Here is a 25,854-nt window from a genome sequence, read left to right on the forward strand (position 1 = left end):
GCTCGAACGGGCCAATCCCCCGCCTCACCGACGCCCGCCTGCTCGCAGAAGGGGAGGCCCACGGCCTGGGAAAGCAAGCAGACGACAGGGTCGAAGACCGGACGACTCCTGCGAAAACGCCCGCCCGCAGCGGTGAACACGAGACCGTGGCGTAGTGATCCCTGACCTCGGCCTGCGGCGGACCGCTCCTCTGCGGAGGGAGACAACCTCGTCGCTGATCTGCCGCATCGCCAGCCACTACGGGATGGAAGCGAAGGTGCTGCGGTCGTACTGGAAGTGGCGCAACTACCCGCTTAGGCACGAGGGCGGAGGCGCACGGGCCGACGCCGAGGTGCTGCTGAACGCAGCCGGACGCCAGCTCCTGGCAGGCATATGCGGCGTCGAGGAAGACGTGCTGGCACGGGCGTTGCCGTCCTGGGAAGAAGGGGACGCCAAGCTGCGCGTCGAGGATGGCGATCCGGTGGGGCTGTGGCGGATCGGTGGCGCGGTGGCCGGCCCGGTGGCGTTCAGGCTCCGGCTGTGCACGGCCCGCGCACGGGGACGGCCCTCCGGGCAGTGCGATACGCACCGCGGTGGGAGCGGGCGTGTGTTCGGCATGGGCGGCCGCTGGCCGCGGACGCCAACCAGCCGCTGGAGCACCTCGACCTGCGTGGCCTGCCGGAGGTAGTGGCGGCGCAGCGGCGGTGGGCCTCGGTGGCGCGGCGGGCGGCGCGGGCCGGAGCGGAGCCGGAGCGGGTGTTCGCGCTGGCGCAGGCGGTGGTGGCCCGGTGGTGGGAGCAGGCCCTGCAGTGGGAGCGAGAGACGATCTGGCCGCGGCGCCTGCACCAGGTCGCGGGCGGGGATGCAGGTGGTGATCTGGAGCGGTGGCGGATCGTAGGGCGGGACGCGGTCGTCTTCCCGGAGGTGGTGGCGGTGGCCGGCGCACTTCTGGACCCGGCCATGGCCGAGCTGGTGTGGGCCGACAGCGGTGCCGGGCGGCCGCGGGCGCTTCCCGCCGACGGGATGTTCTGCCACAGGCTCGGTGAGCGGCTGGGGCGGGGATGGCTGGGGCCGCTGGCCGCGACGGACCACGGCGGGCCGCTCATCGCGTGGATGGGCAGCGTCATCCGCGTTCGCCGCGGCGTCGGCGGGCCGCCCGGGTATGACAACGACCCGTGGTGGCTGCGCCAGGAACACCAGAGCGCGACCATGGCCTGCCAGCTGCGGGTGCTGGGCAAGGAGAAGAAGGCGCCCGGCTCGGGGACGATGTGGCGGGCTGCGGTGCCCGCCGAGCAGCGCAGGCTGATCACCAGCGCTATCTCCAGCGCCGAGGAACCGCTGCTGCAGCTGCGCGGGGTGCAGACCGGTCCGACCGCCGAGGTCGCCCGACGGCTGCTGCACGGGCTCGGTCACAGTGCCGGCGTGATCGAGAACGCCTGGAAACGGACCGCGGTGGCGGCGGTGAACGGCGGGGTGCCGCTTCAGGAGGTGGCCCGGTGGGTGGACATGCCCGTTGAGGTGCTCAGCCAGATGCTGAGGGAGGGCAGGCAGGAGAACGGCGGCTGAGAGCGATGCGTCGACGGGCAGGTCGGCTGTTAGCTGATACGGCACTCGTTCGTGGCAGAAATACTGAAAACGGGGGCTTGTGTCGGCGGGAGCGGCTTGGCTGGCGCGGGTGACCAGCACAGGAGCGGCCCGACACCGGAGCCGGGCAGGGCGAGCGGCCGTGGACCAGGGCAGCGGGTTCGAGGCGGTGTTCCTCGACCCGGTGGGGCAGGCGGTCCAGCAGCGGTCGGGCGGACGCCGCCATGACCGTCGCGTTCGAGGAACTGCCGCCAGTGTCGGCGTTCCCAGTGGTCCCGGGGCGGCGCTGGGGGCCGGGCCTGTGGTGGTCGGCGACCACCAGGCGGCACGTAGCCGCGGGGTCGAACGCGATGCGTGTCCAGCTGATGGTCCTGGACCGCGACCCGGACGTGACGGGGCTGGCGGGGCGGCCCGTGCGGCTGCTGTGGCGTAATCCCCGCGGGCAGGTGCGTTCCTGGGTGCCGCAACTCTTCGCCCGCCGTGCCGACGGCACCGCGCTGCTCGCCGACTGCCCCAGCCATCCGGAGGCCGGTGGCGAGCGGGCGGTGAAGGCCGCCGAGGCGGTGGCGCAGGCGTGCGCGCACCTCGGCTGGACCTACCGGCGCCTCCCACCGCTCGACGACGTCCTGGCCGCCAACCTCAAATGGCTGGCCGGTTACCGCCACCCCCGCAACGCCGGCCGCCGGGGGCTGATAACGGCGGTCGTCGAGGCGTTCACGCGGCCGCGGCCGCTGATCGAGGGCACCGAAGCGGTCGGCGACCCGATCGAGGTCCTCCCGTGCGTATTCCACGCTCTGTGGCACGGCCGGTTGACGGCTGGTCTGGACACGCCGCTGCACGAACGCATCCTCGTCGGCCCGCGAGGCTGGAGCGACCAGGGCAAGAAGGGCGGTGCCAGGTGAGCGCGCGGCGCAATTCCAGGCAGGCCGTGAAGGTCGGTGCTCACGTCCGCTTCCGTGACGTGAAGTGGCAGGTGGTCGCCCTTTCGGGACAGGACATCCACCTCCTCGGCCCGGACGGCGGTGGTGAGGTCGTGCTCGCTGGGCATCTGTTCGCCGACCCCGGTTTCGCCATCGTCGGGGCCGATGCGCCTCAGGCGGCCCCGCAGTGGGGCCTGTTCGAGACCGCTCCCGCCGCGGCGCGCGAGAAGGCGCTGGCCTGGCAACGGCACGTTGCGGGAAGTCGAATGCGGCCTGCCTGGCGGGCCCGGCAGCGAAGGGACGGTACGGAGCAGTACGCCCCCGAACGGCACACGCTGGCCGAGCGGGAGCAGGCCAAGGCCGAGGAGCTGACCGCGCTCGGCTTCGGCCGGGTGTCGCGCACCACTGTGCAGCGCATGCGGCTCGCCTACCGCAAACAAGGCCTGTGGGGACTCCTCGACCACCGCACCACCCGCGCCTCCAGCCCCACCGGGCGTTCCGACGAACGGGTCGTCGCCGCCGTCCGCGAGGCACTGCGCCGCCGCCGCGGCCGCTCGAAGGGCACCGTCAACGGCCTGTTCCCGCTGATCAACCAGATCCTTCAGGACCGGCACGGCCCCGACCGGTGCCCGCGCCGTCGCAGGCCACGCTGTACCGGCTCGTCACCAATCTCGCCCGGCCCGGCGAACTGCCCACCGGGCCCGTGAGGCAGGTGCCCGCGAGTATGGACGGGCGGGCCTTCACCCCCGCCACGGCGCTGCGTCCCGGCGAGCAGGTCCAGGTCGACACCACCCGCCTGGACGTCCTCGCCCTCTTCGACGACGGACGCCTGGCCCGGCCCGAGCTCACCATCGCCGTCGACGTCGCCACCCGCGCCATCCTCGCCGCCGTGCTGTGCCCGAGTGCGACTAAGGCCGTGGACGCGGCGCTGCTGCTGGCGGAGATGGCCGTCCCGCACCCCGCCCGGCCGACCTGGCCGGACATCCTGCGCATGGACCACGCCCCCGCATTCCCCCACCAGCGGCTGGCCACGCTGGACGAGCGGCTGGCCGGGGCTGCGGCCCGGCCCGTCGTCCTGCCCGAGACGATCGTCGTCGACCGCGGCAAAGTTTTCGTCTCCGCCGCGTTCACCGCCGCCTGCGAGCACCTCGGCATCAGCGTCCAGCCCGCCCCGCCCCGCCCCGCGCCCCCACCGCCAAAGGCATCGTGGAGCGGACCTTCGGCACCATCAACGCGCTGTACTGCCAGCACCTGCCCGGCTACACCGGCTCCGACGTCACCCGCCGCGGCCCCGACACCGAGAAAGACGCCTGCTACAGCGTCGCCCAGCTGCAGGACCTGCTCGATGAGTGGCTGGTGCACTATCACCACCGGCCCCACGAAGGCCTGCGTCACCCGATGATGCCGAGAAAGGCCCTCACCCCGAACCAGATGTGGGCCGCGCTCGTCGCCGTCGCCGGACACGTCCCCGTCCCGCTCACCGGCCGCGACTACCTCGAACTGCTGCCCGTGCGCTGGCAGGCCATCACTCCCGCCGGCATCACCATCCACCACCGCACCTACGACCACGATCTCCTCGCCCCATACCGCGGCCAGGCCTCCCCCGTCGCGGGCCGGGGCGGGAAATGGGAAATCCACTACACCCCCCACGACCTGCGCCAGATCTGGATCCGCCTGCCCGACGGCGAGCTCACCGAAATCCCCTGGATCCACCGCGACCACGTGCACCAGCCGTTCAACGACCACACCTGGCAGCACATCCGCACCCACGCCCACCACCACAACCACGACGACAGCCAGCAGCATGAGGCCGACCTGGCCGACGCCCTCGACCAGCTCATGCGCCGCGTCCACAGCGGTCACGCCACCACCACCGAACAAGCTCTCCTCGCCCGCGCCACCACGCTGCCGGTTCCCGCCGCACGGTACCCGCAATACGGCACCGGCCCCATCACCGGCGAGTCGGCGCACCACGGCGAGGACGACAGCATCGACGACCTCCCCGAGGACGACACACGCCCCGCCGCGGCCGCCGGATTCGGGCTCTACGACGCATACGAGGAAGCCGACAAGTGGTGAATAGCCGCCCCCACCCCGCAGCGCACCAACCGTCCAGCGCACCCGCCGACGCAGGCAGTGGCAACACGGCCGAGCTGTCCTGGCCCCTGACCACCTGGCAAGGCTGGCACCGCTTCGCCACCACCGAGCCGCCCGCACCTCCCCGGCCCGGCGACCCGCCCCGCAGCACGGAAGAACGCCTCGCCTACCACTCCGCGTTCGTCACCATCCGCACCCCCGCCATCAGCCAACTCGCCACCCAGGTCCGCACCCTGATGATCCTCGGCCGCCACCAGCAGACCACCGCACGGCCCTCCCTCATCGTCACCGGACCCGCCGCAGCCGGGAAAACCACCGCCCTGCTCAACGTCGGCCGCACCTGCCACCTCGCCCACACCCGCAAAAACCCGCCCCCGCCCGGATCAGCCCACGCCACGGCACCCGTGGCGTACGTCCTCGTCCCGCCCGGCGCCACCGCGAAAACCCTCATCACCGAGTTCGCCCGCTACCTCGGCATCCCCGTGGCCGCCCGCATGACCCAGACCCAGATCACCGACGCCGTCTGCCACACCTACACCCAAGCCGGCGTCCAACTCGTCCTCATCGACGAGATCCACCGCCTCAACCCCCGCACCACCACCGGCGCCCAGGCCGCTGACCTACTCAAAGACCTCACCGAACGCCTGGCCGCCACGTTCGTCTACGCCGGCATCAACGTCACCGACACACCCCTGTTCAGCGGCACCCGCGGCGCCCAGCTCGCCGGCCGCGCCACCCTCATCACCTGCGGCCCCCTCCCCGCCCGCCACGGCACCCGCGAACCCTTCCGCGACGTCATCACCGACATCGAGAACGCCCTCGACCTCACCCACCACAAACCCGGCACCCTCCCCCGCCACACCGCCTACCTCCACCAGCGCACCGCCGGCCGCATCGGATCCCTCACCCGCCTCATCCGCCAAGCAGCCATCACCGCCATCCACGACGGCACCGAACGCATCACCAAAACCGCCCTCGACGCGGTACAGCTCGACCACCTCGCCGAACAACACAGACGCCCCACCCGCAACCGCTAACCCCCACCCACCGAACAGGACAAACAGCCCTGACCAGCGAAAACACCAACCGAGCCTTTACACGCCAGCGAAACCCACAACGAACCCGGCCCCACTCAGCACACACGACACAACCCCAGCTCACACCCCCAACTGCCCCCCGGAACCGCGCACCCGGCCACTCTCAACGAACCCACAACACACCAGGCCAGCAAGCCCGCGATACACCAACAAATCCCCCTCCGAGCGTTAGGAAGGCAGCGCTGGAGGCGGTCGACGAGGACTGGAACCCGTCGTGGCCCACGGAGTGGCAGCGGCATTACGCGGCCCTGCGCGAACTGGTGGGCGGAGAGGGCCAGGCCGGTGGGGTGGAGGTAGTGCCCGGGGTCACGGTCCACGGTATGGGCATCGGGAAGTGGCTGGCCCGGCAGCGGAAGTTGAGGGTGTGGCAGGCTCTGACGGAGGGGCAGCGTGAACGCCTGGATCAGCTCGGCATTGGGCCGGTCGGGGCGGGCTCGGAGGAGACGGGCGTGCCCGCGGGGTCGACCGCAACGCCCTTGAGTGCCTTTGAGAAGGGCGTGGCGGCCCTGGCCCAGTACAAGGCCCGCACCGGTTCTGTGAAGGTCCCCAGGGCTCATGTAGAGGTGCTGGCGGAGGGGGCCGAGATCCGGCTTGGGGTATGGATCATGAACCAGAAGACCCGCCGGGCAAAGCTCACCACCGACAAACGGTGCCAGACAGCCACTGCCTGCTCCCCCCCCACACACACACACGCTATGGCGGCCATCTCACCGCCCTCCATGGCCGGCCACACATCCCCTCCAGGGGCCGAGCGTTCCCGTCGGGTCCTCGTGCAGCACCTGCTGTCCCGCCTTGTCGGCCACGCGGGGCAGCGGACAGACAGACATGTGGCCCGACCGCAGCGGCGGGCCACCGGCGACGCGGGTGACCACACATCAAACAGCCGCGGGCACCCGCGGCGCCACGACATCCCCCTCCGCCTGACCGCCGGGGCCGTGACCGGTCTGACGTTCCCGATAGATATGCACCACCCACCAGCCCAGCCCGCGAACACCACACACAACGGCAGTCGCAAAAAAAAGCGTATAAACAACATTCCCGACCATGAGGACGCCGTAGACCATAGCGACAGAACCACCGAAGACGAATTGGGCGCGGCTCTTGGTCGGGGTGGTGCCCGGGTCGGAGATCATGTAGTTGGTGAAGAGGATGAACGGGACTCCGGTCATAGTGCCCAGGGCGGAGAACAGTGATACGTCCCAGATCCAGTGCCGCAGGAAGGCCTGGATCGCGAAACCGCCCAGCCAGCCGACGATCAGTGCGGTCCGTTTCGTCAGTGCGGTGTTGAGGATCGTTCCCGCGGTGAGCATGATCACGACGATCATGATGCGGAAGAAAGAGTTCGCCTCCGCGGTGAACTGATAGGGCGGGGCCACGGCCACCCATGAACTGAACACCACCAACGTCACGGCGATGCCGAAGTTCGACGGGTTCATGTAGTGCCGCATCCGCCCGGTGATCGGTGCTTGGAGGATGTATTTGCCGCTGACACCGACGATGACTCCAAAGACCACAGGACCGATATGGTCGTTGGTGTAGATCAGCATGTTGACGGCCAAGCTGGTGATGTGTGCCGGCAGCAGGAATTCGTACGGCCCGCGAAGTCCTCGGCCTCGGAAACGAGCCGGCCGGCGCTGGGCCCAGGCCTGGATGGTCTCCAGCGTGAGATCGGTGACGTAACCGACCACCACAGCCACGACCGGGAAGATCCACGCTTGCTCGAAGCCGAGCAGGGTGTAACCGAAGACGTTGAACGCGCTGATCGACAATGCGAAGTTCCGCAGCGCCAGGTAGTGCGTGTTCTTCGCTTCGGGCTCGGGCGTCGCGCCCTGCGGTTGCTTTCCCGGCGTGTCGGCCGGCCTGGTGTCGGGGACGGATGCAGTCATGACTTCGAGACCTCCTGCACGGAGTCGGTGAGCATCAAGCTGTGAGTGCCCGGGGTGAGCCTGGTGTTCTGTTTGTGGAGCTCGCCTTGGCTGTCGCGCCACTGGATGGTCGCGGTGACGGGACCGTCGTATGTGCCGAGACCGAAACGGACCTGGAAGCTGCGGTATCCGTCGTGCCCGCTGCCGCCGTCGAGCTGTGAGACCTTTTTGTGGCCGGGGGCGTGGAGGGTGACGGTGGCGCCATAGGCGGTGGCGCCGGGGCCTTGCAGGCCGGTGTTCTTTTGCTTGCCGTCGGCGGGGCGGTAGAGGTTGAGGGTGACGGATTTGCTGACGGGGGCGGTGTTGGCGTAGAAGGCCGGAGGGCCCCACTGCCGGGCTACGGCAAAGTCGAGGTGGCCGGTGCCGGTGGTGTCCGCCGTGGCGATCCCACGGGACGGGATGTCGTTCTTGAAACCGAGCTGCTTGCTGATATTGACGTACTTGCCGGTGGAGTTCTTGGCGAAGAACGCGAACACCTGGTGGCCCGAGACGTCGTCCCCGGGCTGGAAGTTCGGCCACATCGCCGGGTTGCTCAGGAGCTGGTCGTTCATCGTGGCCATCTCCTGCATCCACGGCCACCGGTCGGTCTTGCCGCGGAGGAAGCCGAGAGCCTGCACGACCTCCTCCTCGCCGGTGTTGAGGAAGTCGCCCATCTTCACATCCCACGCCCACCCGCTCCAGGCGAGGCCGCGCTGGGAAGCTTCCTGGGTGAACGGGGCAACTCCGGACTTCAGCTGCTTGTCCATCTCGGCCGGGGAGTTGGCCTTGTTGGCGAAGACGAAGTTGCTCTCCTGCAATCCCCACGGTTGGGTGATGTTGCTGACCATGAAGTCGAAACGGCCCTTGTTGTCCAGGTCCGCGAAGTCCACGCCCATCCCCTTGAAGGACCCTTGGCCCAGCACGAAGGACTTCGGCGTGCCGGCAGTGCGCCGGCCGACCGCCTCGGTGAACCTCAGGTGGCCCTTGGTGGACCGGTTGTACAGGAGATGGCCGTGGCCGAAGTCGTTGCCGACATAGACCTCCGGCTTGCCGTCACCGGTGAGGTCAGCGCTGGCCAGGGCGAGCGTCCAACCGCCGGTGGCTTTGAAGGGAATCGCACCGCGGTCCTCGACGTACTTCACGGAGGGCTTGTCTCCGGAGGTTGCGCCGGCCCAGCGCAGCAGGTGCAGGCCACCGCCGTTCCTGGCGTTCGACAGCGAGTCCGGCATCTGCATGGTGTTGGGACCGCGCTCGTCGAGGACTCCCCCGTCGGGGAAGTAGTTGCCGACGATGATGGAAGGGCGGCCGGTTCCGTCCAGGTCGGCGATCGCGACCGCGTCGGTGTTCCACTGCGGGCCGACATACCGGCCACCGGAGTTGACCCCGGCCACCAGTTCCCGCGGGACGTAGGAGTCCGGTGACACCGTCTTGGCGCCGGCCTTGGGCAGGAACAGGATCGGGGTGCGGCCCCAGTAGAAGACCAGCAGGCCCATGCGTCCGTCGCCCGTGAAGTCGCCGGCAGCGCAGCCTGTGGGGGCCATCGTGTCGTCCACGGGCAGCGGCTCGGGATCGAGCACGAAGGGGGTGAACCGGTCGTCGGCCGGGGCAGTCGGCGTGTAGGTGACGATGACATCGTCCGTGCGGGAATCGACCAGGCACATACCGTCGGCGCGGCCGTGACCAGTGAGGTCGTTGATCGCGACGCTGGCTCCGACCGCTGACATCCAGGATCGGATCTTGTGGTAGGCCGGATTCACTTTGCGGACGGAGTTCATCTTCTGCTTGTCGTAGCCCGGCGGCATGGCGATGGGCATTTCCTTGAAGGAGTACTTCGCAGCGGTCTGCGAAGCCTGACCGGCCTGCGCCGGGTTCCCGATCACTATGTAGGCGGCCAAAATCGCGAGGATCGCGGTCAGCCCCGGGATCAGCGTTCGTAGTCTTCCGCGAAGCACGGGAACGCACCTTTCTGTTCTGTCAGCCGTATCTGCACACCATCCAGCCCGTGCCGAGTGGGCCGCTTCTTTGGCGTTGCCGCGCTGTGAGTGGCCGGTGGACGAGGTGCTGTCCGCCGCCGACCTGGATGCGGCAACGGCAAAGAAGCGGCCTGGTGCGGCGGCGTTGGAGGGTGGTCGGGTGCCGCCGACAACCAGATCAGAGCCACGGGAGGCTTGCGGATGTGTGGGATAGCCGGCTGGATCTCGTTCGACCGCGACCTCACCTGTGAGCAAGAGACCCTCTCCGCGATGACGGCGACCATGGCGTGCCGGGGCCCGGACGCCTCCGGCATGCGCGTGGAACGGCACGCCGCCCTGGGTCACCGCAGGCTGTGCGTCATCGATCTCGCGGGCGGTGTGCAGCCCATGTCGGTACACACGTCGAACGGCGAGGTGACGCTCGTCTACAGCGGTGAGGCGTACAACTACGTCGAGCTGCGCGATGAGTTGATCCAGCGGGGTGAGCGCTTCACGACCGCGAGCGACACCGAGGTCGTGCTGCGCGGCTACCTCCGCTGGGGCGAAGCACTGGCCGACCGCCTCAACGGGATGTACGCGTTCGCGATCTGGGACGCGAGGGATCAGAAGCTGGTGATGATCCGCGACCGCGTCGGGATCAAGCCGTTCTACTACACACGGACGCCTGACGGTGTTCTGTTCGGCTCGGAGCCGAAGGCGATACTCGCCAACCCGCTCGCCAAGCGCGCGGTCGACGCGGACGGCATGCGCGAAGCACTGTCGTTCGCGATGACGCCCGGGCACGCGATCTGGTCGGACATGCAACAGGTGGAGCCCGGCACGATAGTGACGGTCGACGTGCGCGGATTGCGCGAGCGCACCTACTGGCGGCTTGAGACACGCCCACACACGGACGACCTGGACACGACCGTCGGGCAGGTCCGAGAGCTGCTCGGCGATACCGTGCGCCGGCAGCTCGCCGCGGACGTGCCCCGCTGCGTCCTGCTGTCCGGTGGGCTGGACTCCGGTGCGCTCACCACACTGGCCGCGGGCCACCTCCGCGACGAGCAGGTGAGGACTTTCGCGGTCGATTTCATGGGCCAGGCCGAGAATTTCCAGCCCGACATCATGCATGAGACACTCGACGCCCCCTACGTCCGCGACGTTGTGGAGCACGTCGGCTCACAGCATGCCGATGTCCTGCTCGACCCGAAGGAACTGGCCGATCCGGCGGTCCGTAAGGCCGTGATCACCGCCCGCGACGCGCCGAACGGGGTCGGCGACATGGACCTCTCCTTGTATCTGCTGTTCAAGGAGATACGCAAGCGATCAACTGTTGCCCTCTCCGGCGAGGGCGCGGACGACTACTTCGCCGGATACAAGTACATGCACCTTCCCCAGATGCAGCGCACGCGCGCCTTCTTGTGGACGGCGTTCGATGTCGGACCCATGGACAAGCGCGGCACGGGTCTCAAACCGCAGTTGCTGTCCTGGCTGAAGCTCGACGAGTACCAGCAGGACAAATACCTGTACGCGAGGAGGGAGGTTGCACGCCTCGACTCCGAGGACGACTTCGAGTACGACATGCGCGTGATGATCTACCTTCACCTGACGCGGTTCGTCCGCTACCTGCTCGACAGGAAGGACCGCTTGAGCATGGCGGTCGGGCTCGAGGTCCGGGTGCCGTTCTGCGACCACCGGCTCATCGATTACGTGTACAACACCCCGTGGTCCCTGAAGACGTATGACGGCCGGGAGAAGAGTCTCCTGAGGGGGGCCGTCGCGGACACGCTTCCCGAGTCCGTCGCCTGGCGGATGAAGACGCCCTACCCCTCCACCCGGGACCCCTATTACCCCCGAGAACTCCAGCAGCAGGCGAAGGACCTGCTCGCGGACCGGACCCATGCCGTGTTCGAGCTGGTGGACCGGAACTGGCTGGAGAGCGCGACCGCCGAGGACCCGGTGACGATGGGCCGATTCAGTCGGCTGGGCCTGGAACGGTCCCTCGACCTGGCCACGTGGCTGGAGCTCTACCGTCCCGAGCTCGAGCTCCCTTGACCACTCAGCGTGGCTTTCGTCACTGCCCTTCTCATCCCGCCCCATGGGGCGGGATGAGAAGGCTCCGGGCAGGTGCGTCAGGGGTCTTCAGGGCTCCCGAGGAGCGCGTTGCGCCTGACGTACCGCACGCGTCAGAGCGATGCCGCCGGCGGCGCCCGCGACGGCCAGGACAGCGAGCCGGACCGCCACGGAGGACATCGCCGCAGACGAAGCGAGCGGCAACGGGTCTCCGTCATCCGCGGCTCCTTCTCGCAGCGAGAAGAAGAGGGTGCCGGTCACGGCGATGCCCAGCGCCTGGCCGAGGTGGACGACGGTGGTGAGCACGCGCTGGCATCGGCGGCTCGCTGCCATGGAACGTTGATCAGGGACTGCGTCAGCAGTGGGGCGACGGACAGGCCCATGCCGAGTCCGGCGACGACCAACGACAGCACATGATCGGCCCGCCCTCTCGGGCGTCCCGGGTAGCAGTCGCGATGCCCAGGTAGGCGACGGCGCACAGCACCAGGCCGAGTGGCGCGAGAGCGGGCATGGTGCGCTCGGGCAGCTTGCGCCAAGCGAAACCGACCAGGCCGAACGCGAGGGACATGGGGATATACATCAGCCCCGTACATAGTGCGCTGCCTCCGAGGCCGACTTGTTCGTGGAGCGTGAACACGAACAGGAAGCCGCCGTACGTCACTTGCATGAAGGCCAGGGTCGCCATGCCCGGGCGGAACCCTGTCGGGAGGAGCACGTCCTTGTTGAGTAGCGGATCACCTCCGGCGGCGGCGACGCGTCGTTCGACAGTGACGAAGACGGCTCCGAGGCAGAGCCCGGCGGCCATGCACACGAAGGTCCATGTCGGCCAACCCAGCTCACGTCCCAGAACCAGGCGGAGAATGACGAGGAGCACGGCCGGCACCACGATGGCCAGGCCGACGAGGTCGAGCCTGCGGGCGGCACGCGGTGCGTCCGCGGGCATCACCTTCATGCTCGCCGCGACCAGTGCCACGCCGATCGGCACATTGATGAGGAACACCGGCCGCCATGTCTGGCCGAACAGGTTGGCGTTGGCGATCACACCGCCGAGGACGAGGCCTACGACGGCCCCGATCGACAGCATCGTTCCGTAGGCGGACATGGCCTTTCCGAGCGCCGCGCCGGAGAAACGTGTCTGGATCACACTCATGACCTGAGGCACCATCACGCCTGCCGCGGCGCCTTGCAGGCTACGAAAGGCTGCCAGGCCCCGGCGCTCGGAGCCAGGCCGCATACCAGTGAGGCAGCCGTGCAGAGCGCCACACCGAGCACGAACATGCGGCGAGGCCCGTACTGATCACCGAGGCGCGCCCCGATGATCAGGAGCTCTCCGAAAGCGATCGTGTACCCGCCGACGACCATCTGAAGCACCGCTCATCGGTGCTGGTGGCGCCGCGGTGCGTACATCCGTCTGTTCGGCACTCATCCGTGTCTCCTGCGTTCTCAGGGCGGGTCCGAGGCGGGTCTGTGCGGACGTGAAGCGGGAAGTGCCCCTCTTCCGCGGCGGCGGTAGAGGGGCACCCGACAGGTGGTTGTGTCAGCCCTGGTTCATGACGGCGGGAGAGTTCTGGTAGGCCGCGAGCAGCCACTTGCCGTCCTGCCGGGTGAGCACCCAGCTCGCGATGACGACGCGGTCCTGCGGTACCTCGGTTTCGCCCGGGAAGAGGATGCCCGTCTCGCTGATGACCACCGCGGCGTCGTCGTTGAGGAAACGGATGTCCAGTACCTCGTCGGTGGTGGTCGAGCCCTTCAGGAAGGTGCTGAAGCCGGCCTGCATGCTTTCGCGGATCTCTTCCCGGGACTTCCGGTAGGACCCGGGCAGGATCGCGCTGGCGTCGTCGGTGTAGTCGGCCACGAACGCATCGGCGTCGTTGGCGTTCCAGGCTTCGTAGACGCCCTTGAGCACCTTGCGGATGGCAGTCTCGTCAGCTGTACGCGTCTGCTTCGCAGTCAAGGTCTTCCTCGCTTCGTCGTTCCGGTGCGGATCGCCGCACTCTGCGGTTTTCCGTGGAGTCGATTGCGCTCCGGGAGTAGATACCGGCGAGCGGGCCGGAACTCATCGCGTCCACGGAGATTTTTTTTCAGGAGCCGGTCAGCGCCCGGGTGACCAGCGGTGATGCGCTGGTCGGCGGTCACAGGGGAGCTGTGGTGGGTCGGGGGTCGCGCGGGCCCGGCACCGCCTCCGGGGTGCTCGCCGCGGTGGGCAATACGCGCTGCTCGATGCGTTCCGGCAGCGCCCAGCGGTACAGCGGCACGGCCCCGGCGGTGGTGATGACCGCGACCAGGACGAGCATGGAGAAGACCTCTTTTGTGATCATTCCTTGGGCGAGGCCGATGTTGATGAAGAGGAGGATCATCAGCCCCCGTGCGTTCATCAGGCCGCCGACCGCCCAGGACTCACGCCAGGAGAAGCCGATGCCGCGCATGGCGGCCGCGCAGCCGACGTACTTGCCGACGAAGCCCGCGGCCAGGATGGCCAGGAAGGGGCCGATCAGGCCCCAGCCGGCCAAGCCGCCCAGTTCGGTGTTGAGCCCGGAAAAGGCGAAGAAGATGGGCAGCAGCAGGACGCTGGTGAAGTCCATCATGCGGCTGTGCAGGGCCTCGCGGAAGGCGCGGCCGCGAGGCATGGCAAGCCCGGCGACGAAGCCGCCGAAGACCGAGTAGATGCCGATGTAGTCGGTGAACAGCCCGGCCAGAAGGACGATGCCGACGACGACGTACATCTGGTCGAAGCCGAATCGGCCGGTGCGCTCGACCTGCGCGCCCATCGGCCGCAGTATGCGGGCCACCGCGGTGAGCATGACGATGACGAAGAGCGCGGTGAGGCCGATGGTGCGCAGGGCCTGCAGGGCTCCGGCGCCGCTGTGCATGGCGGAGAGCACGGCAAGGAAGCACCATGCCGCGGCGTCGTCCACGGAGGCACCGAGCAGGGTCATGCGGCCGAGCCGGGAGTTTTCCAGCCCGCGCTCGTAGAGGATGCGGGCCAACATCGGGAACGCGGTGATGGACAGGGCGCCGCCGAGGAAGAGCGAGAATTCGAAGGGGCTGATGTCGGGCCGGGAGAGCCGGTCGTGCAGCACGTACCCGACGCCTGCGCCCAGGAGGAGTGAGGGGACGATGCCTGCGCCGGCCAGCACGGCAGCGTTCTTGGTGTCCTTCTTCGCGGTGCCGCCGCCGTGGTCGAGGCCTGCTCCGACGAGGAACATGAAGACGGTGAGTCCGATGGTGCTCAGGACGTACAGGAAGGGCTTCACCTCGGGCGCGAAGATGGCCTGCTGGGCGGTGGGGAACACGGCCCCGAACAGGGTCGGTCCGAGCAGGACGCCGGCGACCATCTCGCCCAGGACGCGCGGTTGCTTCACCAGTAGGGCGAGTCTTCCGCACACGGCGGACGCGGCCAGGATGACCACGATCGCAGGCAGGACTTTGAGGACGATCTCAAGGTTCTTGTCGGCGGTGGCGGACGCCAGTTGACTGATGGTGTGCTGCACGACGACTCCCGTGGACGTCCGGTGAGTGCGGGTAGGGCGAGAGGCAGATGACCGGCCCGGGTCCGGGCGGGTCTCGCGTCGAGTCGGCGACGTGCGGGTGGTCCGGCTCCGCGGGCGGCGGGCGGCCGGTGGTGGCGTGGCGGCCGCGACCGTGGGGCGGGTACGTCGTCATCGCGCGGTTTCGACGTTCATGGGCAGGCCGCCGCGGACCCGGAGCGTGAGCATCGCTTCTCCGGCCACCTCGTAGCCGGGGATGGTGCGCAGTCGCAGGTCCCGCGCCAGCATCGCCAGCACGATCGTGGCCTCCAGCATGCCCAGACTGTTTCCGACACAGAATCGTGGGCCCGCGCCGAAGGGGATGTAGGCGTAGCGGTGTCGGCCGGCTCGGGCGTCGGGGGCGAAACGCCCGGGGTCGAAGCGCTGCGGGTCCGGCCAGAAAGCCGGGTGCCGATGGAGCAGGAACGGGCAGATGAGGACGTCGGCGCGGGCCGGGACGCGGTAGCCGTCCACCTGGTCGGCGGCTTGTGCGATGCGGGGCAGGATCCATACGGGCGGATACAGCCGCATGACTTCCTCAAGCACCATCGTGGTGTATCGCAGTCGATGCAGCGCTTCGGCCGTCACCGGGCCGTGGCCCAGCACCTCGACGGCCTCGGCGTGCACCTGCTCCCAGACCTCAGGGTGGCGGTCGAGGAGATGGAGGGCCCAGCTGAGGGTGCTGGCCGTCGTCTCGTGTCCGGCCAGCAGGAGAGTGACGAGCTCGTCGAGCATGCGGCGGCGTCCGAAGCGGGGATCGGGCTCCTGGCGCGCGGACTCGATGAGGCGGCTGATGACGTCGTCGCTGCCGGGATGCCGTTCCCGTTGCGCGGCGAGCGTGTCAGTGATCCGCTGTAGGTATCGCTGCGCCTTGCGGAAACGCAGTGCGCGGGGAAGGGGGAGCCACAGTGGAATGGTCCCGAGCGACATCATCTCGAACATCGCCTGGTCCTGCGCCGTTTCGAAGGCGTCGCCGAGGGAGTCGAACGCTCCGAGGTCGGCGTCCAGGAGTGTGCGGCCGAGGACGCCCAGGGTCAGTGCCGTCAGCTCCTGTCGCATGTCGACGGTGCCGCACCCGATGTGCGTGCGGAGCCGTCCGATCAGTGCCTCGGCCTCGATGACGATCGACTCGGCCTGCCGGGCGGTCCTCTTGGGCTGGAAAACCGGTTGGATCACCTTGCGTTGTTTGCGCCACAGGTCGCCGTCGCTGGTCAGCAGGCCATCGCCCATCACCCGGCGGGCCTGTATCAGGCCGATGCCTTTGTGGTAGTTGGTCGCGTTGTCGACCAGGACGTGGCGTGCGTGGTCGGGGTGGTTGAACAGGTACAAGGTCTTGGGGCCGAGCGGTATCCGTGCCGCGTCGCCGTAGTCGGCGGCGATCTGGTCCATCACTTCCAGCCGGTTACGGACCATCCTGGGCAGCAGTGTGATGGCCGCGCCGCGGGGCGGGCCGGGCGGAACGCGGTCGCCCGCGGGCTGCGTGGTGGGCGGGCTGGTCATCGGCGGTCACGAGCGGTGGCCGCGTCCTTGCCCGAGGTGAGGGAGGTGGCGATGCGCCGGCGCCACACCTCGTATGCCGGTTCACCGGCGGTTGTTGTCTGCGACCCGTCCGGGAGGCTGTCCATGCATATCCTGGCCGCGTTCTCCGGCGTGGTGCCGGCGAGTATCCGGGTGGCGAGCTCGGTGTGCGGTTCGACGAGGTCGGCGCGTACCCGGGCTGTCGCGGCGAACGCGCTGGCCTGGGCGACTGCCGGCAGGTAGTGGCGGGCTCGCTGCTTGAGGACCACCAGTTCGGCTTCGTCCAGACCTCCCGCGTAGGTCGCGGCCAGGCTCGCCCCCGCATACAGGTCGGCGCGACGCGATGGCGGGAAGGCGTCGACGGCGTCGGCCAGTCGGTGTGGGTCGGCGCCGTTCACGAACCACATGGCGCGTCCTATGCCCTGGTCGATGACGCGATTGGCGTACGTGGGCGAGCCCTGCGGCGGCCATGGGAAGTCGTGGCGCACGAACTGATGACGTACGTACTTGTCGGTGTGGAAGTACGCCTGGTGGAATCCGTATCCGTCGAGGATGAGCCATCGATATACGGGATCGGGCAACGCGTGCACGGCCCGCTTCCACAGCGCCGGCGGCAGGCGGCCCAGTGCCCAGCCGGCGCCGACGTAGACCATGTGGACGTTGGTGTCCGCACGTCCCTCCAGGAACCGGGCGTTGTGACGCGGGCGCCCCGGGGCGATGGCATCGCGGATCGCGAAGGCCATGCCTGCCCCCTCGTAGGCGAAGCCACGGAACGGTCGTGGCACGTCGTCCAGGCCTCGCTCGGCGTTACGAGGCTCATGTGCCTCGGCGGCGAGAGCGAATCCCGTGAGGAACGTGGCTCCAGCCTGTTCGAGCAGGTGCGTGGCTTCTGGGCTCTTCTCGTGGAAGCCGCGTTTCGACAGCTTCGTCTGTGACGTACTCGGTGTCAGAACGCGGCGCCGCAGCGCCGCCCACGTGCGGGCCAATGGCCTCCCCTTTCGGTGGAATGCGCGGCTTTCGAAGTCCGGCCCATCGTTGCGCCGACCGGGGCGGGGGCCTACTCGCGGCTTGCCCGGCAGTGGAGCTGTTCATGAACCGGGCAACGCGCGAGAAGGCCGCGGCAACAGGCCGGAGAGGTGCGTGGCGGCGGGGCGGGTCTGCGGGGCGGCCCGGGCGCAGTCATTGCCCGTCGCACGGCAGGATGCCCACGCCGTGCGCTGGTCCCGTCCGTGGCAAGACGCCCTCGCTCCGCTACCGCTGTGCGATAGGGTCCCCCGGCAAGAGGACGCATCGGAAGGGGCCGGGCGTGGCGACCACGACCGAGGACTTTGACCGCCAACTCGAGCCGCACCGGCCGGAATTGCTGGCGCACTGCTATCGGATGCTCGGCTCGGTGCACGATGCCGAGGATCTGGTCCAGGAGACGTACCTGCGGGCTTGGCGGGCCCGGCACCGGTTCGATCCCACACGCGGCTCGCTGCGGACGTGGCTGTATCGGATCGCGACCAACGCGTGTCTGAACGCTCTGGACAGCCGTAGCCGCAGGCCGCTGCCGTCAGGCACCGTGGCCGAGAGCGATCCGCTCCAGCCGTTCGTCCACGGTGGCGAGGTCGCCTGGTTGCAGCCGATCCCCGACGTGCTGCTGCACCTGGGAGACCCGGCCGGCGCAGCCGTCGACCGGAGCAGCCTGCGCCTGGCGTTCGTCGCCGCGCTACAGCACCTCTCGGCGCGCCAGCGCGCTGCGTTGATCCTGCGTGAAGTCCTCGCCTTCTCGGCGGCCGAGGCCGCGGACGTGCTGGAAACGTCGGTCGCTTCGGTCAACAGTTCGCTACAGCGGGCGCGTGCGCGCCTGGAACAAGTGGGTGTTCTGGAGGACCAAGTCGCGGAACCCTCCCAAGCGGAGCAGCGGGCCTGCGTCGAGCGCTATATGAAGGCCTTCGAGCAGGCGGACATCGAAGGCCTCAAGGGGCTCCTCGCCCACGATGTCCTCATGGAGATGCCCCCGGTCCTCAATTGGTTCGTCGGTCGCGACCATTACGCCAAGTTCATGGACTGGGTCTTCACCAAGGCGGGCAGCAACTGGCGGTTGGATCCGATCGCGGCCAACGGCCAGCCGGGCTTCGCCGCCTACCGTCGTGGCGACAGCGGCGCGTACGAGTTGCACACCCTGCAAGTGTTCACCGTCACCGCCGCGGGCATCAGCCGGACCACCGTGTTCCAGGACGCCGAGGTCTTCGCGGTGTTCGGCCTGGCCGCCGACAGCCCGTCCTGAGGGCGTCGCCGCACGCCCCCGTATTGCGCGGACGCCCGCCTGGCAACCGCTGCGCCCCGAGGGCACCGTGGAAGTAGTTGACGTCCCGCCTGGCCCGCGACGATCGGTGCGGGCGACGACGCGTCGCCCGCGCCACGACGTGCGACCACCAGGGGGCGAACGTGCGAGCGATCCCGGCCCGGCTCATCGACCTGCCGGCCCTGACGCTGCGCTGCGGCCGTGTGAGCTCGGTGATGTTCGGCTACAGCGTGGCTTTCGGCGGCTCCGCCGTCGCCGCGCGGTTGCGTCGCTCCCCGCACGCACGGGGTCTACGGGACGGCGCCCGGTGGGAGCGGATGCTGACCCGGCTCGGGCCCTCCTACATCAAGATCGGTCAGCTGCTGAGCACCCGGCGGGACGTGCTGCCCGAGGAGGTCGCCCAGGCACTGGGCCGGCTCACCGACACCGTGCGGGCGCCGAGCCGGCGCCGGATCGAGCGTGCCGTTCGGCGCAGTTACCGTGACCGGCCGTGGCCGTTTCGCGAGTTCTCCTGGGAGCCACTCGCCTGCGGCAGCATCGCCACGGTGCACGAGGCGGTGACCCTGGAGGGTCACCGCGTCGCGGTCAAGGTGCGGCGTCCTGGCATCGACCGCGTGATGCAACGGGACTTCACACTCACCGCGTTGGTGATGGGCGTGCTGGGTGCGCTCCCCCGGCTGCGACAGATGCCGTTCCGGCTCATGCACGCACAGGTCGGCGGGGCGATCCTGCGACAGTTGGACTTCGAGGCCGAGGCCACGTCGTTGCTCGTGCTGCGGGACAACCTGGCCCGCTTCACGAACGTCCGTGTTCCCGCCCCGCTGCCTGAGCTCTGCACGTCCGAGACCGTGGTCATGGAGTACATCGGCGACCTGAGGCGGTTCGAGCCCGGAGAGTTGGCGCTCGGCACGCGCCGGGCCGCCGCGCGTGCCGTCCTGGCCGCGGTGTACGAAATGCTGTTCGTCGACGGCATCGTGCACTGCGACATGCATCCCGGCAACGTCTATCTCGACCGCGACGGCGGTCTGGTGATCCTCGATGCCGGTTTCGTCATCCGGCTGCCCGAGCCGGTGCGGCGGTCCTTCGCGGACTTCTTCATCCACATGGCGCTGGGTGACGGCAGCATGTGCGCGCAGATCGTCATCGACAGCGCGGCACAGGTGGCCGACGACTGCGACTTGGATGGCTTCCGTTCCGGCCTGCGAACGTTGGTCGAGGACGCCTCGGGCGCCAGGTCCGGCGACTTCGATCTGGCACGCTTCGCCGGCCGCCTGTTCGAGCTACAGCGCCGCTTCGGGCTCTATCCGGTGCCCGAGTTCGCCTTCCCCCTGCTGTCGCTCCTGGTCATCGAAGGAATGATCAAGGCGTTCGACGCGGACGTCGACTTCCAGGCCGAGGCAATGCCCGTGCTGCGCCGCCGCAATCTACCGCGCGTCTCCACTTCCAACCGTGAGAGGTGAATTGAGCATGGACGATGCGACCGCCACCGTGCGGGTCCGACTGATTGCCGAGGAGGAGGCCGACGGCCGCCTCGCGGAACTCTACGACGAGGTGAAGAAGGCCACCGCCCTCCCGTTCGTCCCGGACATGTTCCGTCTGGCGTCCACCCGACCGGATCTCCTCGAAGTGATCCTCTCCGGTTACAAGGGCATCTTCCTCGACGGCGTCCTGCCGCGGCAGACGAGAGAACTGATCGCCGCCTGGACATCGAAGGTGAATCAGTGCTCCTACTGCGTCGGCACGCACAGCTTCTTCCTCCAGGTCTTCGGCGGCCCCGAGGAGTTGGCGCAGGCGATCGCCACCGCCGAGTCCCCGGAAGATCTGCCGGTCGACGACCGCACCAAGGTGCTGCTGCGTCTGCTGACCCGGCTGAGCCGGGAGCCCTACAAGATCACAGACGCGGATTGGCACCAGGCCATGGAGTCCGGTTGGAGCTCCGAGGACCTGTTGGAGGGGTTCTTCACCACCGCACTGTTCAACTTCATCACCCGCATGGTGGACGGCCTCGGGCTGGGAACCTCGGTGGCAGCCAGCCGGATCTCGCAGCAGGAGGTTCCCGCTTCCGGTGGTGACACATGAGCCCGTCCCGCGCGGTCCTCATCACCGGGGTGAACTCGCGCAGCGTGCTCTCCTCCGGCACCGGCCGCGCCACCGCCTTGCGTCTGCACCGCGCCGGCCTGCCGGTCTACGCCACCGGCCGCAGCCTTGAAGGTCTGCGGGACCTGGCCGACGAGGGCATCACAACGCTGCAAGTCGACGTCACCGACGAGGAGTCGATGGCCGCCGCGGTCAAACGTGTCACCGAGGAGCACGGCGCCGTCGGCGTCCTGGTCAACAATGCCGCGTACAGCCTGAACGGCACGATCGGCGAGACTCCGGTCGACGCGGTGCGCGCGCAGTTCGAGACCAACTTCTTCGGCCTGTCCCGCATGACGCAGCTGGTGCTGCCCGGCATGCGGGAGCAGCGCTCAGGCAGGATCGTCATGATGTCCTCGATCTTCGGTCTGTTCGCGACCCCAGGGCGCGGGTACTACCAGGCCACCAAGCATGCGCTGGAGGCCATCAGCGATGCGCTGCGGTTGGAGGTCGCGTCGGCCGGGATCAAGGTGGTGGTGATCGAACCGTCGCCGATTCTCGGCTCGTTCGTGCCGACCAGCACGGGTGATCTCGGTCTGGAAGCAGCCGACGACCTGTACGCCGGCTTTGGGAACGGTTCGTCGAGTGGCACGGTGCCTACCGTGAGGTGGAGCACCCCAAGGGGCGCGGCCGGACCTCCGTGCGAGCGGGCGACGTCGCCGCCGTCGTGGAAAGGGCGATCACCGCGGCCAGGCCTCGTATTCGCTACCGGGTGGGTGTCCCGGTCCGGTTGCTGCGGCCGCAGCGCGCCATCTTCGGCGACCGCGCGTGGGATGCCTTCGTGTCCCGGTTCTTCCCCACCCCCTGACAGCTCCCCACGGAAAGGCGGCTCCGGAACCCTGGGTCCGGAGCCGCCACGTGTGTCGCCCGGTCACGCGGCGCGGAGCCAATCGGCTGCCCTCTCCCCGATCATGATCGAAGTGAGGTTGGTGTTCGCGCGCACCGTCGTCGGCATGATCGACGCGTCACAGACGTAGAGGGCGTCCAAGCCGTGTACGGCGCCGTGCTCGTCGACGACGGCCGAAGGGTCCGAGGACGGACCCATCCGAACGGTACCGACGGGATGGTAGGCGCTGTCCAGGCTCGTCTTGACGTACTGGCGCACCATGTCATCGTTGTCGATCACGGCGTCGCGCAGCACCACGAAGCCTTGTCCCAGTGCGGCGATGCCGGGGTGTTGCGCCAGGCGCCAGGCGGTGCGTACACCATTCACGAGGATGTCCATCTCGCGTTCGTCGTCGAGGAAGTTGAGCTCGATCGCCGGCAGCGCTGCGGGGTCGGCGGAGGAGAGCGTGATCCTGCCGCGGGAGGTCGGGCGCTGGGCCACCACCATCACGCCGAGGATCTCGTCAGCGCCCGCCAGCATCTGGAGCTCCGGGAACGGGGCGAGGGCGAAGTGGTTGACCATGTAGTACTGCAGGTCGTTGAAGTCACCCGAGACCGGCGAGGTGGTCCGCAGAATCTCCTGCAGGAACGGTTGGGTCGGGTCGGTGGCGCCCGGCTGCGCCACCATGAAGGCTCCGGTGCGCTGGTGGTCGACCAGGTTCGCGCCGACGCCGCCGGCATCCGCCCGGACATCGATGCCATGCCTGCGCAGGTCCTCGGCCGGGCCGATGCCGGAGCGCAGCAGAATCATCGGGGAGGCGACCGCCCCTGCGGTCAGCACGATCCGGTTGGCCTCGATCAGCTCGTAGGAGCCCCCGGACACCGCCGCCATCACGCCGGTCGCCCGGGAACCGCGGAACACCACCCGGTCGACGGTCGTGTCCGCCCTGACGTCGAGGTTGGCACGGCCTCTGGCCTGCGCGAGGTACGTCGTCGCGGTGGTGGCCCGCAGCTCGGGGTCCGGCCGGCTGGACGGAATCGGCCCGATGCCGGTGGCCTCCGGGTGGTTGTGGTCCTTGACCTCGGGGAATCCCGCCTGCACGCACGCTTCGACGAACGCGGTCTGCCCAGGTGCCAGTTCTTCGGGCCGCCATCGGCGGATCGGGACCGGGCCGCCGCGGCCATGGAGCTCGGTCCCCCCGAAGTCGAGATCGTCTTCGAGTTTCTGGAAGTAGGGAAGAACCCGCGACCAGGACCAGGCCGGGTTGCCTGCGGCCGCCCAGGCGTCGTAGTCGGCAGGTATGCCGCGCAGCGCGACTGTCGCTCCGACCGCCGAGGACCCTCCGGTGGTCTTGCCGCGCGGGTAGCGGATCTTGCGGCCGTCCCGGATGTCGGCGCGCATACCCCAGTCGTGGTCCATGAACGACATGGTCCGGCCGTAGCGGATGTCCTCCGGCGTGCTGTGCGCGGCGGTGTGGTCCGGGCCTGCCTCCAACAGGAGCACCCGCCGGCCCGGATCCTCGGTCAGCCTGGCCGCCAGCGCCGCGCCGGCCGATCCGGCGCCGACGATGATGTCGTCATAGTGAACCGTCATGTCTCGTCCTCGGGAGTTCGGGCGCTTCGGGCGCGGGGCTCTGCCAACTCCCGGCGAGCGTCGCACCGGCTGACGGGCGCGCACTACTCACTCGTTGCCTGGCGGCGATGGTTCCCGGTGCAAGAGCACGCATGGAGAAGCAGGGTGTGCTGCCGGTGGCCACTCTGGACGTGTCCGGCCACCGGGGCCGGAGCTTTGAGGACAGGAGGGCCGCAGCGTGTCAGAGAAGGCTGCGTCAGTGAGGCACGGCACGGCGAGCACCGTGGCGGCTCCCCCGGGTGTCGACCCGCGGACGCCGCATGTTCCGCGGGTGATGGACTATCTGCTCGGCGGTGAGGCCCACTTCGAGTCCGACAGGCAGGCCGCCTCGTTCGCCTTCGCCGACTGGCCGGGGCAGACCGGTGGAGTCGAAGGCGTCAAGGTCGATATCAAACACGCCCGTGACGCGCTCGGACGGGTCGTGCGCCATCTGGCCTGCGACCGCGGGATCATTCAGTTCCTGGACATCGCCAGTGGACTGCCGACCATGGGCAACGTGCACCTGGCGGCGCGCGAGGTGACCGCGGATGCGAAGGTCGTGTATGTCGACAACGATCCGCGGGTGGTCGCGCACGCCGAGCACCTGCTGGCGGGTGAGACCGACGGCAGCGTGGCGTTCCTGCGGGGCGAATTCCGCGAGCCTGAGGACGTGTTGGGACGCGCGGGGCAGACGCTGGACTTCTCGCGCCCCGTCGCCTTGATTCTTTTTGGCATGCTCCATTTCGTGGAGGACTTCGACGAGGGTGTGCGGCTGCTGGGCAGCTACCTCGACCGCATGGTGCCCGGCAGCTTCGTCGCCGTGTCGCATTTCGCCAAGGACGATGAGGACACGGCGATGAACGCCACCTTGGACGCGCTCGACAAGCAACTGGGCGAGGCCGTGATCCGCCGCACCAAGAGCGAGGTCGCCCGCTTCTTCGACGGTCTTGACCAGGTGGAGCCCGGTGTCGTGGAGACGCAGAACTGGCGCCCGACCGACACCTCAGGACCCGAGCCGCTGCCGATGTGGGTCGGCGTCGCCCGTAAGCGCTGAATCCGGGCCCACCCCTGCGGACACGAAGGGAACGTCTGTCGTGAGCGACCATCGTCAGCGGCCGCGGCTGCCCGTACCACCCGTATCGCCCGAGCAGGCCGATTGGCTGGCCCGCGTGGAAAAGCTCGCCCCGCTCATCGAACGCCACCGGGACGAGGCCGAACACACCCGTCAGATGCCGCGCCCGGTGTTCGAGGCGCTGCGCGATGAGGGTTTCACCCGGATGTGGGTCTCCCGGGCGTTCGGCGGGCAGCAGGTCGCCCTGGACACCGGGATGGCCGTCTTGGAGGCCCTGGCCCGTCTGGACGCGTCGGTCTCCTGGCAGATCGGCGTGCAGGGCGCCATCGGCAGGCTGTCCGACTACCTGCCCGAGGAAAGCTCACGCCGACTGTTCCTGGACAGCGACGGCTTCGTCGTCGGCGGCGTCAAACCGTCCGGACTGGCGGAGCCGGTCGACGGCGGTTACCTGCTGCGCGGCGAATGGGCCATGGCCAGCGGTTCGGCACACGCCGAGTGGCTGGTGTGCACCGCACTGATCAGTGAGGACTGGAAGCCGGTCATGACGCCGGCCGGTCCGGACATCGTCATGCTGTTCGTGCCGGCGTCCGCGGTCCACCACCGCGACACCTGGTACACGGTCGGTCTGCGCGGCACGGGCAGCAACCACTTTCGGGTCGACGAGCGGTTCGTGCCCGCAGAACTCGCCGTACGCAAGGAACTGATGGCCAAGGCCCCACCGGCTCGGGGGTCACGCGGTTATCCGATCGGGTACTTCGACTTCGGCCCGTTCTCCACCGCACCGGTGGCGTTGGGTATCGCGCGGGACGCGCTGGACACCTTTCGGGAAACCGCGCAGGTGAAGACCCCGGCCAGCGGCACACAGACGCTGGCGGCGAACCACGTGGTGCAGGAGCGGTTCGCCCGCGCGGAGATCGCCGTGTACGCGACGCGGCTGCTGCTGCACGATGCGGCGCGCCAGGTCGTCGCGGCGGCCGGGGAGGGCGGCGACGAGCTCAGCGCGTTGATTCGCCTGTCGTCGGCATCGCTCGCCGAGCACACGACCGCGGCCGTGGAGGCGACGTACACGCTGGCTGGGACGGCCTCGTTGTATGCGACGAACCGGTTGGAGCGCTGCTTCCGCGACGTGCACTCGGTGACGAAGCACATCGCGCTGTCGTACACCCACTTCGAGACCGTCGGCGACTATTTGATGAACGACGCTTTGGTGATGCGTCGCTGAGCAGCTGCCTCGGGGGCCCTGCGCCGCGCGATCGGGACGATCG

Annotated in this window: 22 protein-coding genes and 1 pseudogene; 14 read left to right on the plus strand and 9 right to left on the minus strand. The window is 68.9% G+C overall.

The features are described from left to right. Positions 1-555: 555 nt before the first annotated feature. The 7 genes and pseudogenes from ACOBQB_RS10765 to ACOBQB_RS10795 all read left to right on the plus strand — a co-directional run. Positions 556-1,545, plus strand: a complete 990-nt coding sequence (locus ACOBQB_RS10765; protein WP_423590926.1) for a DNA-binding protein — start codon at positions 556-558, stop codon at positions 1,543-1,545. A 242-nt stretch (positions 1,546-1,787) separates the two neighbouring features. Beyond that, the gene (locus tag ACOBQB_RS10770) at positions 1,788-2,465 is read left to right on the plus strand and encodes a TnsA-like heteromeric transposase endonuclease subunit (protein WP_423590927.1); all 678 of its coding nucleotides are present in this window, start codon (positions 1,788-1,790) and stop codon (positions 2,463-2,465) included. Further along, positions 2,462-3,190, plus strand: a complete 729-nt coding sequence (locus tag ACOBQB_RS10775) for a hypothetical protein (protein WP_423590928.1) — start codon at positions 2,462-2,464, stop codon at positions 3,188-3,190. Before ACOBQB_RS10770 ends, ACOBQB_RS10775 begins: the two co-directional genes overlap by 4 nt. Next, complete coding sequence (locus ACOBQB_RS10780; protein WP_423590930.1) at positions 3,109-3,885, plus strand: integrase catalytic domain-containing protein; 777 nt, start codon at positions 3,109-3,111, stop codon at positions 3,883-3,885. Before ACOBQB_RS10775 ends, ACOBQB_RS10780 begins: the two co-directional genes overlap by 82 nt. A 29-nt stretch (positions 3,886-3,914) precedes the next feature. Further along, positions 3,915-4,562, plus strand: a complete 648-nt coding sequence (locus tag ACOBQB_RS10785; protein WP_423598412.1) for a Mu transposase C-terminal domain-containing protein — start codon at positions 3,915-3,917, stop codon at positions 4,560-4,562. 86 nt (positions 4,563-4,648) lie between these two features. Next, positions 4,649-5,617: a TniB family NTP-binding protein gene (locus ACOBQB_RS10790; protein WP_423590300.1), complete on the plus strand. Its 969-nt coding sequence runs from the start codon at positions 4,649-4,651 to the stop codon at positions 5,615-5,617. A gap of 242 nt (positions 5,618-5,859) precedes the next feature. Continuing rightward, a pseudogene (locus ACOBQB_RS10795) lies at positions 5,860-6,312 on the plus strand (helicase associated domain-containing protein); the annotation flags it as partial. 240 nt (positions 6,313-6,552) lie between these two features. Here the strand turns inward: ACOBQB_RS10795 and ACOBQB_RS10800 are convergent. Both ACOBQB_RS10800 and ACOBQB_RS10805 read right to left on the minus strand, forming a co-directional pair. After that, the gene (locus tag ACOBQB_RS10800; protein ID WP_423590931.1) at positions 6,553-7,563 is read right to left on the minus strand and encodes an enediyne biosynthesis protein; all 1,011 of its coding nucleotides are present in this window, start codon (positions 7,561-7,563) and stop codon (positions 6,553-6,555) included. Further along, positions 7,560-9,533, minus strand: a complete 1,974-nt coding sequence (locus ACOBQB_RS10805; protein ID WP_423590933.1) for an FG-GAP-like repeat-containing protein — start codon at positions 9,531-9,533, stop codon at positions 7,560-7,562. Before ACOBQB_RS10805 ends, ACOBQB_RS10800 begins: the two co-directional genes overlap by 4 nt. 222 nt (positions 9,534-9,755) lie before the next feature. Here ACOBQB_RS10805 and asnB point away from each other — a divergent pair, with 222 nt between their 5' ends. Then, positions 9,756-11,591 carry an asparagine synthase (glutamine-hydrolyzing) gene (gene asnB, locus ACOBQB_RS10810; RefSeq protein WP_423590934.1) on the plus strand — a complete coding sequence of 612 codons (1,836 nt, stop codon included), beginning with the start codon at positions 9,756-9,758 and terminating at the stop codon, positions 11,589-11,591. 87 nt (positions 11,592-11,678) lie between these two features. On the opposite strand, the gene ACOBQB_RS10815 is transcribed toward asnB, so the two are convergent. The 6 genes from ACOBQB_RS10815 to ACOBQB_RS10840 form a co-directional block, all read right to left on the minus strand. Then, positions 11,679-11,942 carry a hypothetical protein gene (locus ACOBQB_RS10815; protein WP_423590936.1) on the minus strand — a complete coding sequence of 88 codons (264 nt, stop codon included), beginning with the start codon at positions 11,940-11,942 and terminating at the stop codon, positions 11,679-11,681. A gap of 22 nt (positions 11,943-11,964) precedes the next feature. Next, positions 11,965-12,843, minus strand: a complete 879-nt coding sequence (locus ACOBQB_RS10820; protein ID WP_423590938.1) for an MFS transporter — start codon at positions 12,841-12,843, stop codon at positions 11,965-11,967. Between the two features lie 303 nt (positions 12,844-13,146). Further along, the gene (locus tag ACOBQB_RS10825; protein WP_423590940.1) at positions 13,147-13,563 is read right to left on the minus strand and encodes an SgcJ/EcaC family oxidoreductase; all 417 of its coding nucleotides are present in this window, start codon (positions 13,561-13,563) and stop codon (positions 13,147-13,149) included. Positions 13,564-13,741: 178 nt separating this feature from the next. Beyond that, positions 13,742-15,100: a cation:proton antiporter gene (locus ACOBQB_RS10830; RefSeq protein WP_423590942.1), complete on the minus strand. Its 1,359-nt coding sequence runs from the start codon at positions 15,098-15,100 to the stop codon at positions 13,742-13,744. Between the two features lie 168 nt (positions 15,101-15,268). After that, positions 15,269-16,636: a cytochrome P450 gene (locus tag ACOBQB_RS10835; protein ID WP_423590943.1), complete on the minus strand. Its 1,368-nt coding sequence runs from the start codon at positions 16,634-16,636 to the stop codon at positions 15,269-15,271. Beyond that, a complete protein-coding gene (locus ACOBQB_RS10840; RefSeq protein ID WP_423590944.1) occupies positions 16,633-17,640 on the minus strand; it encodes a DUF1702 family protein in 1,008 nt (335 codons plus the stop codon). Before ACOBQB_RS10840 ends, ACOBQB_RS10835 begins: the two co-directional genes overlap by 4 nt. 320 nt (positions 17,641-17,960) lie before the next feature. Between ACOBQB_RS10840 and ACOBQB_RS10845 the strand changes: the two genes are divergently transcribed. The 4 genes from ACOBQB_RS10845 to ACOBQB_RS10860 all read left to right on the plus strand — a co-directional run bounded on the left by ACOBQB_RS10845 (position 17,961) and on the right by ACOBQB_RS10860 (position 22,057). Next, positions 17,961-18,926, plus strand: a complete 966-nt coding sequence (locus tag ACOBQB_RS10845) for a sigma-70 family RNA polymerase sigma factor (protein ID WP_423590946.1) — start codon at positions 17,961-17,963, stop codon at positions 18,924-18,926. Between the two features lie 161 nt (positions 18,927-19,087). Then, a complete protein-coding gene (locus ACOBQB_RS10850) occupies positions 19,088-20,404 on the plus strand; it encodes an ABC1 kinase family protein (RefSeq protein ID WP_423590948.1) in 1,317 nt (438 codons plus the stop codon). Between the two features lie 7 nt (positions 20,405-20,411). Continuing rightward, positions 20,412-21,023 carry a carboxymuconolactone decarboxylase family protein gene (locus tag ACOBQB_RS10855; protein WP_423590950.1) on the plus strand — a complete coding sequence of 204 codons (612 nt, stop codon included), beginning with the start codon at positions 20,412-20,414 and terminating at the stop codon, positions 21,021-21,023. Then, positions 21,020-22,057 carry an SDR family NAD(P)-dependent oxidoreductase gene (locus ACOBQB_RS10860; RefSeq protein ID WP_423590951.1) on the plus strand — a complete coding sequence of 346 codons (1,038 nt, stop codon included), beginning with the start codon at positions 21,020-21,022 and terminating at the stop codon, positions 22,055-22,057. Before ACOBQB_RS10855 ends, ACOBQB_RS10860 begins: the two co-directional genes overlap by 4 nt. Here the strand turns inward: ACOBQB_RS10860 and ACOBQB_RS10865 are convergent. After that, positions 21,952-23,499, minus strand: a complete 1,548-nt coding sequence (locus ACOBQB_RS10865) for a GMC family oxidoreductase (RefSeq protein ID WP_423590952.1) — start codon at positions 23,497-23,499, stop codon at positions 21,952-21,954. The two genes, ACOBQB_RS10860 and ACOBQB_RS10865, sit on opposite strands and share 106 nt — an antisense overlap. A gap of 262 nt (positions 23,500-23,761) precedes the next feature. Between ACOBQB_RS10865 and ACOBQB_RS10870 the strand changes: the two genes are divergently transcribed. Both ACOBQB_RS10870 and ACOBQB_RS10875 read left to right on the plus strand, forming a co-directional pair. Further along, positions 23,762-24,571, plus strand: coding sequence for an SAM-dependent methyltransferase (locus ACOBQB_RS10870; RefSeq protein ID WP_423598414.1), 810 nt, complete (start codon positions 23,762-23,764; stop codon positions 24,569-24,571). A gap of 40 nt (positions 24,572-24,611) precedes the next feature. Beyond that, positions 24,612-25,811 carry an acyl-CoA dehydrogenase family protein gene (locus ACOBQB_RS10875; protein ID WP_423590953.1) on the plus strand — a complete coding sequence of 400 codons (1,200 nt, stop codon included), beginning with the start codon at positions 24,612-24,614 and terminating at the stop codon, positions 25,809-25,811. The last annotated feature ends 43 nt before the right edge of the window (positions 25,812-25,854 follow it).

The organism is Streptomyces sp. G5(2025) (assembly GCF_049542075.1).
Taxonomy (GTDB): domain Bacteria; phylum Actinomycetota; class Actinomycetes; order Streptomycetales; family Streptomycetaceae; genus Streptomyces.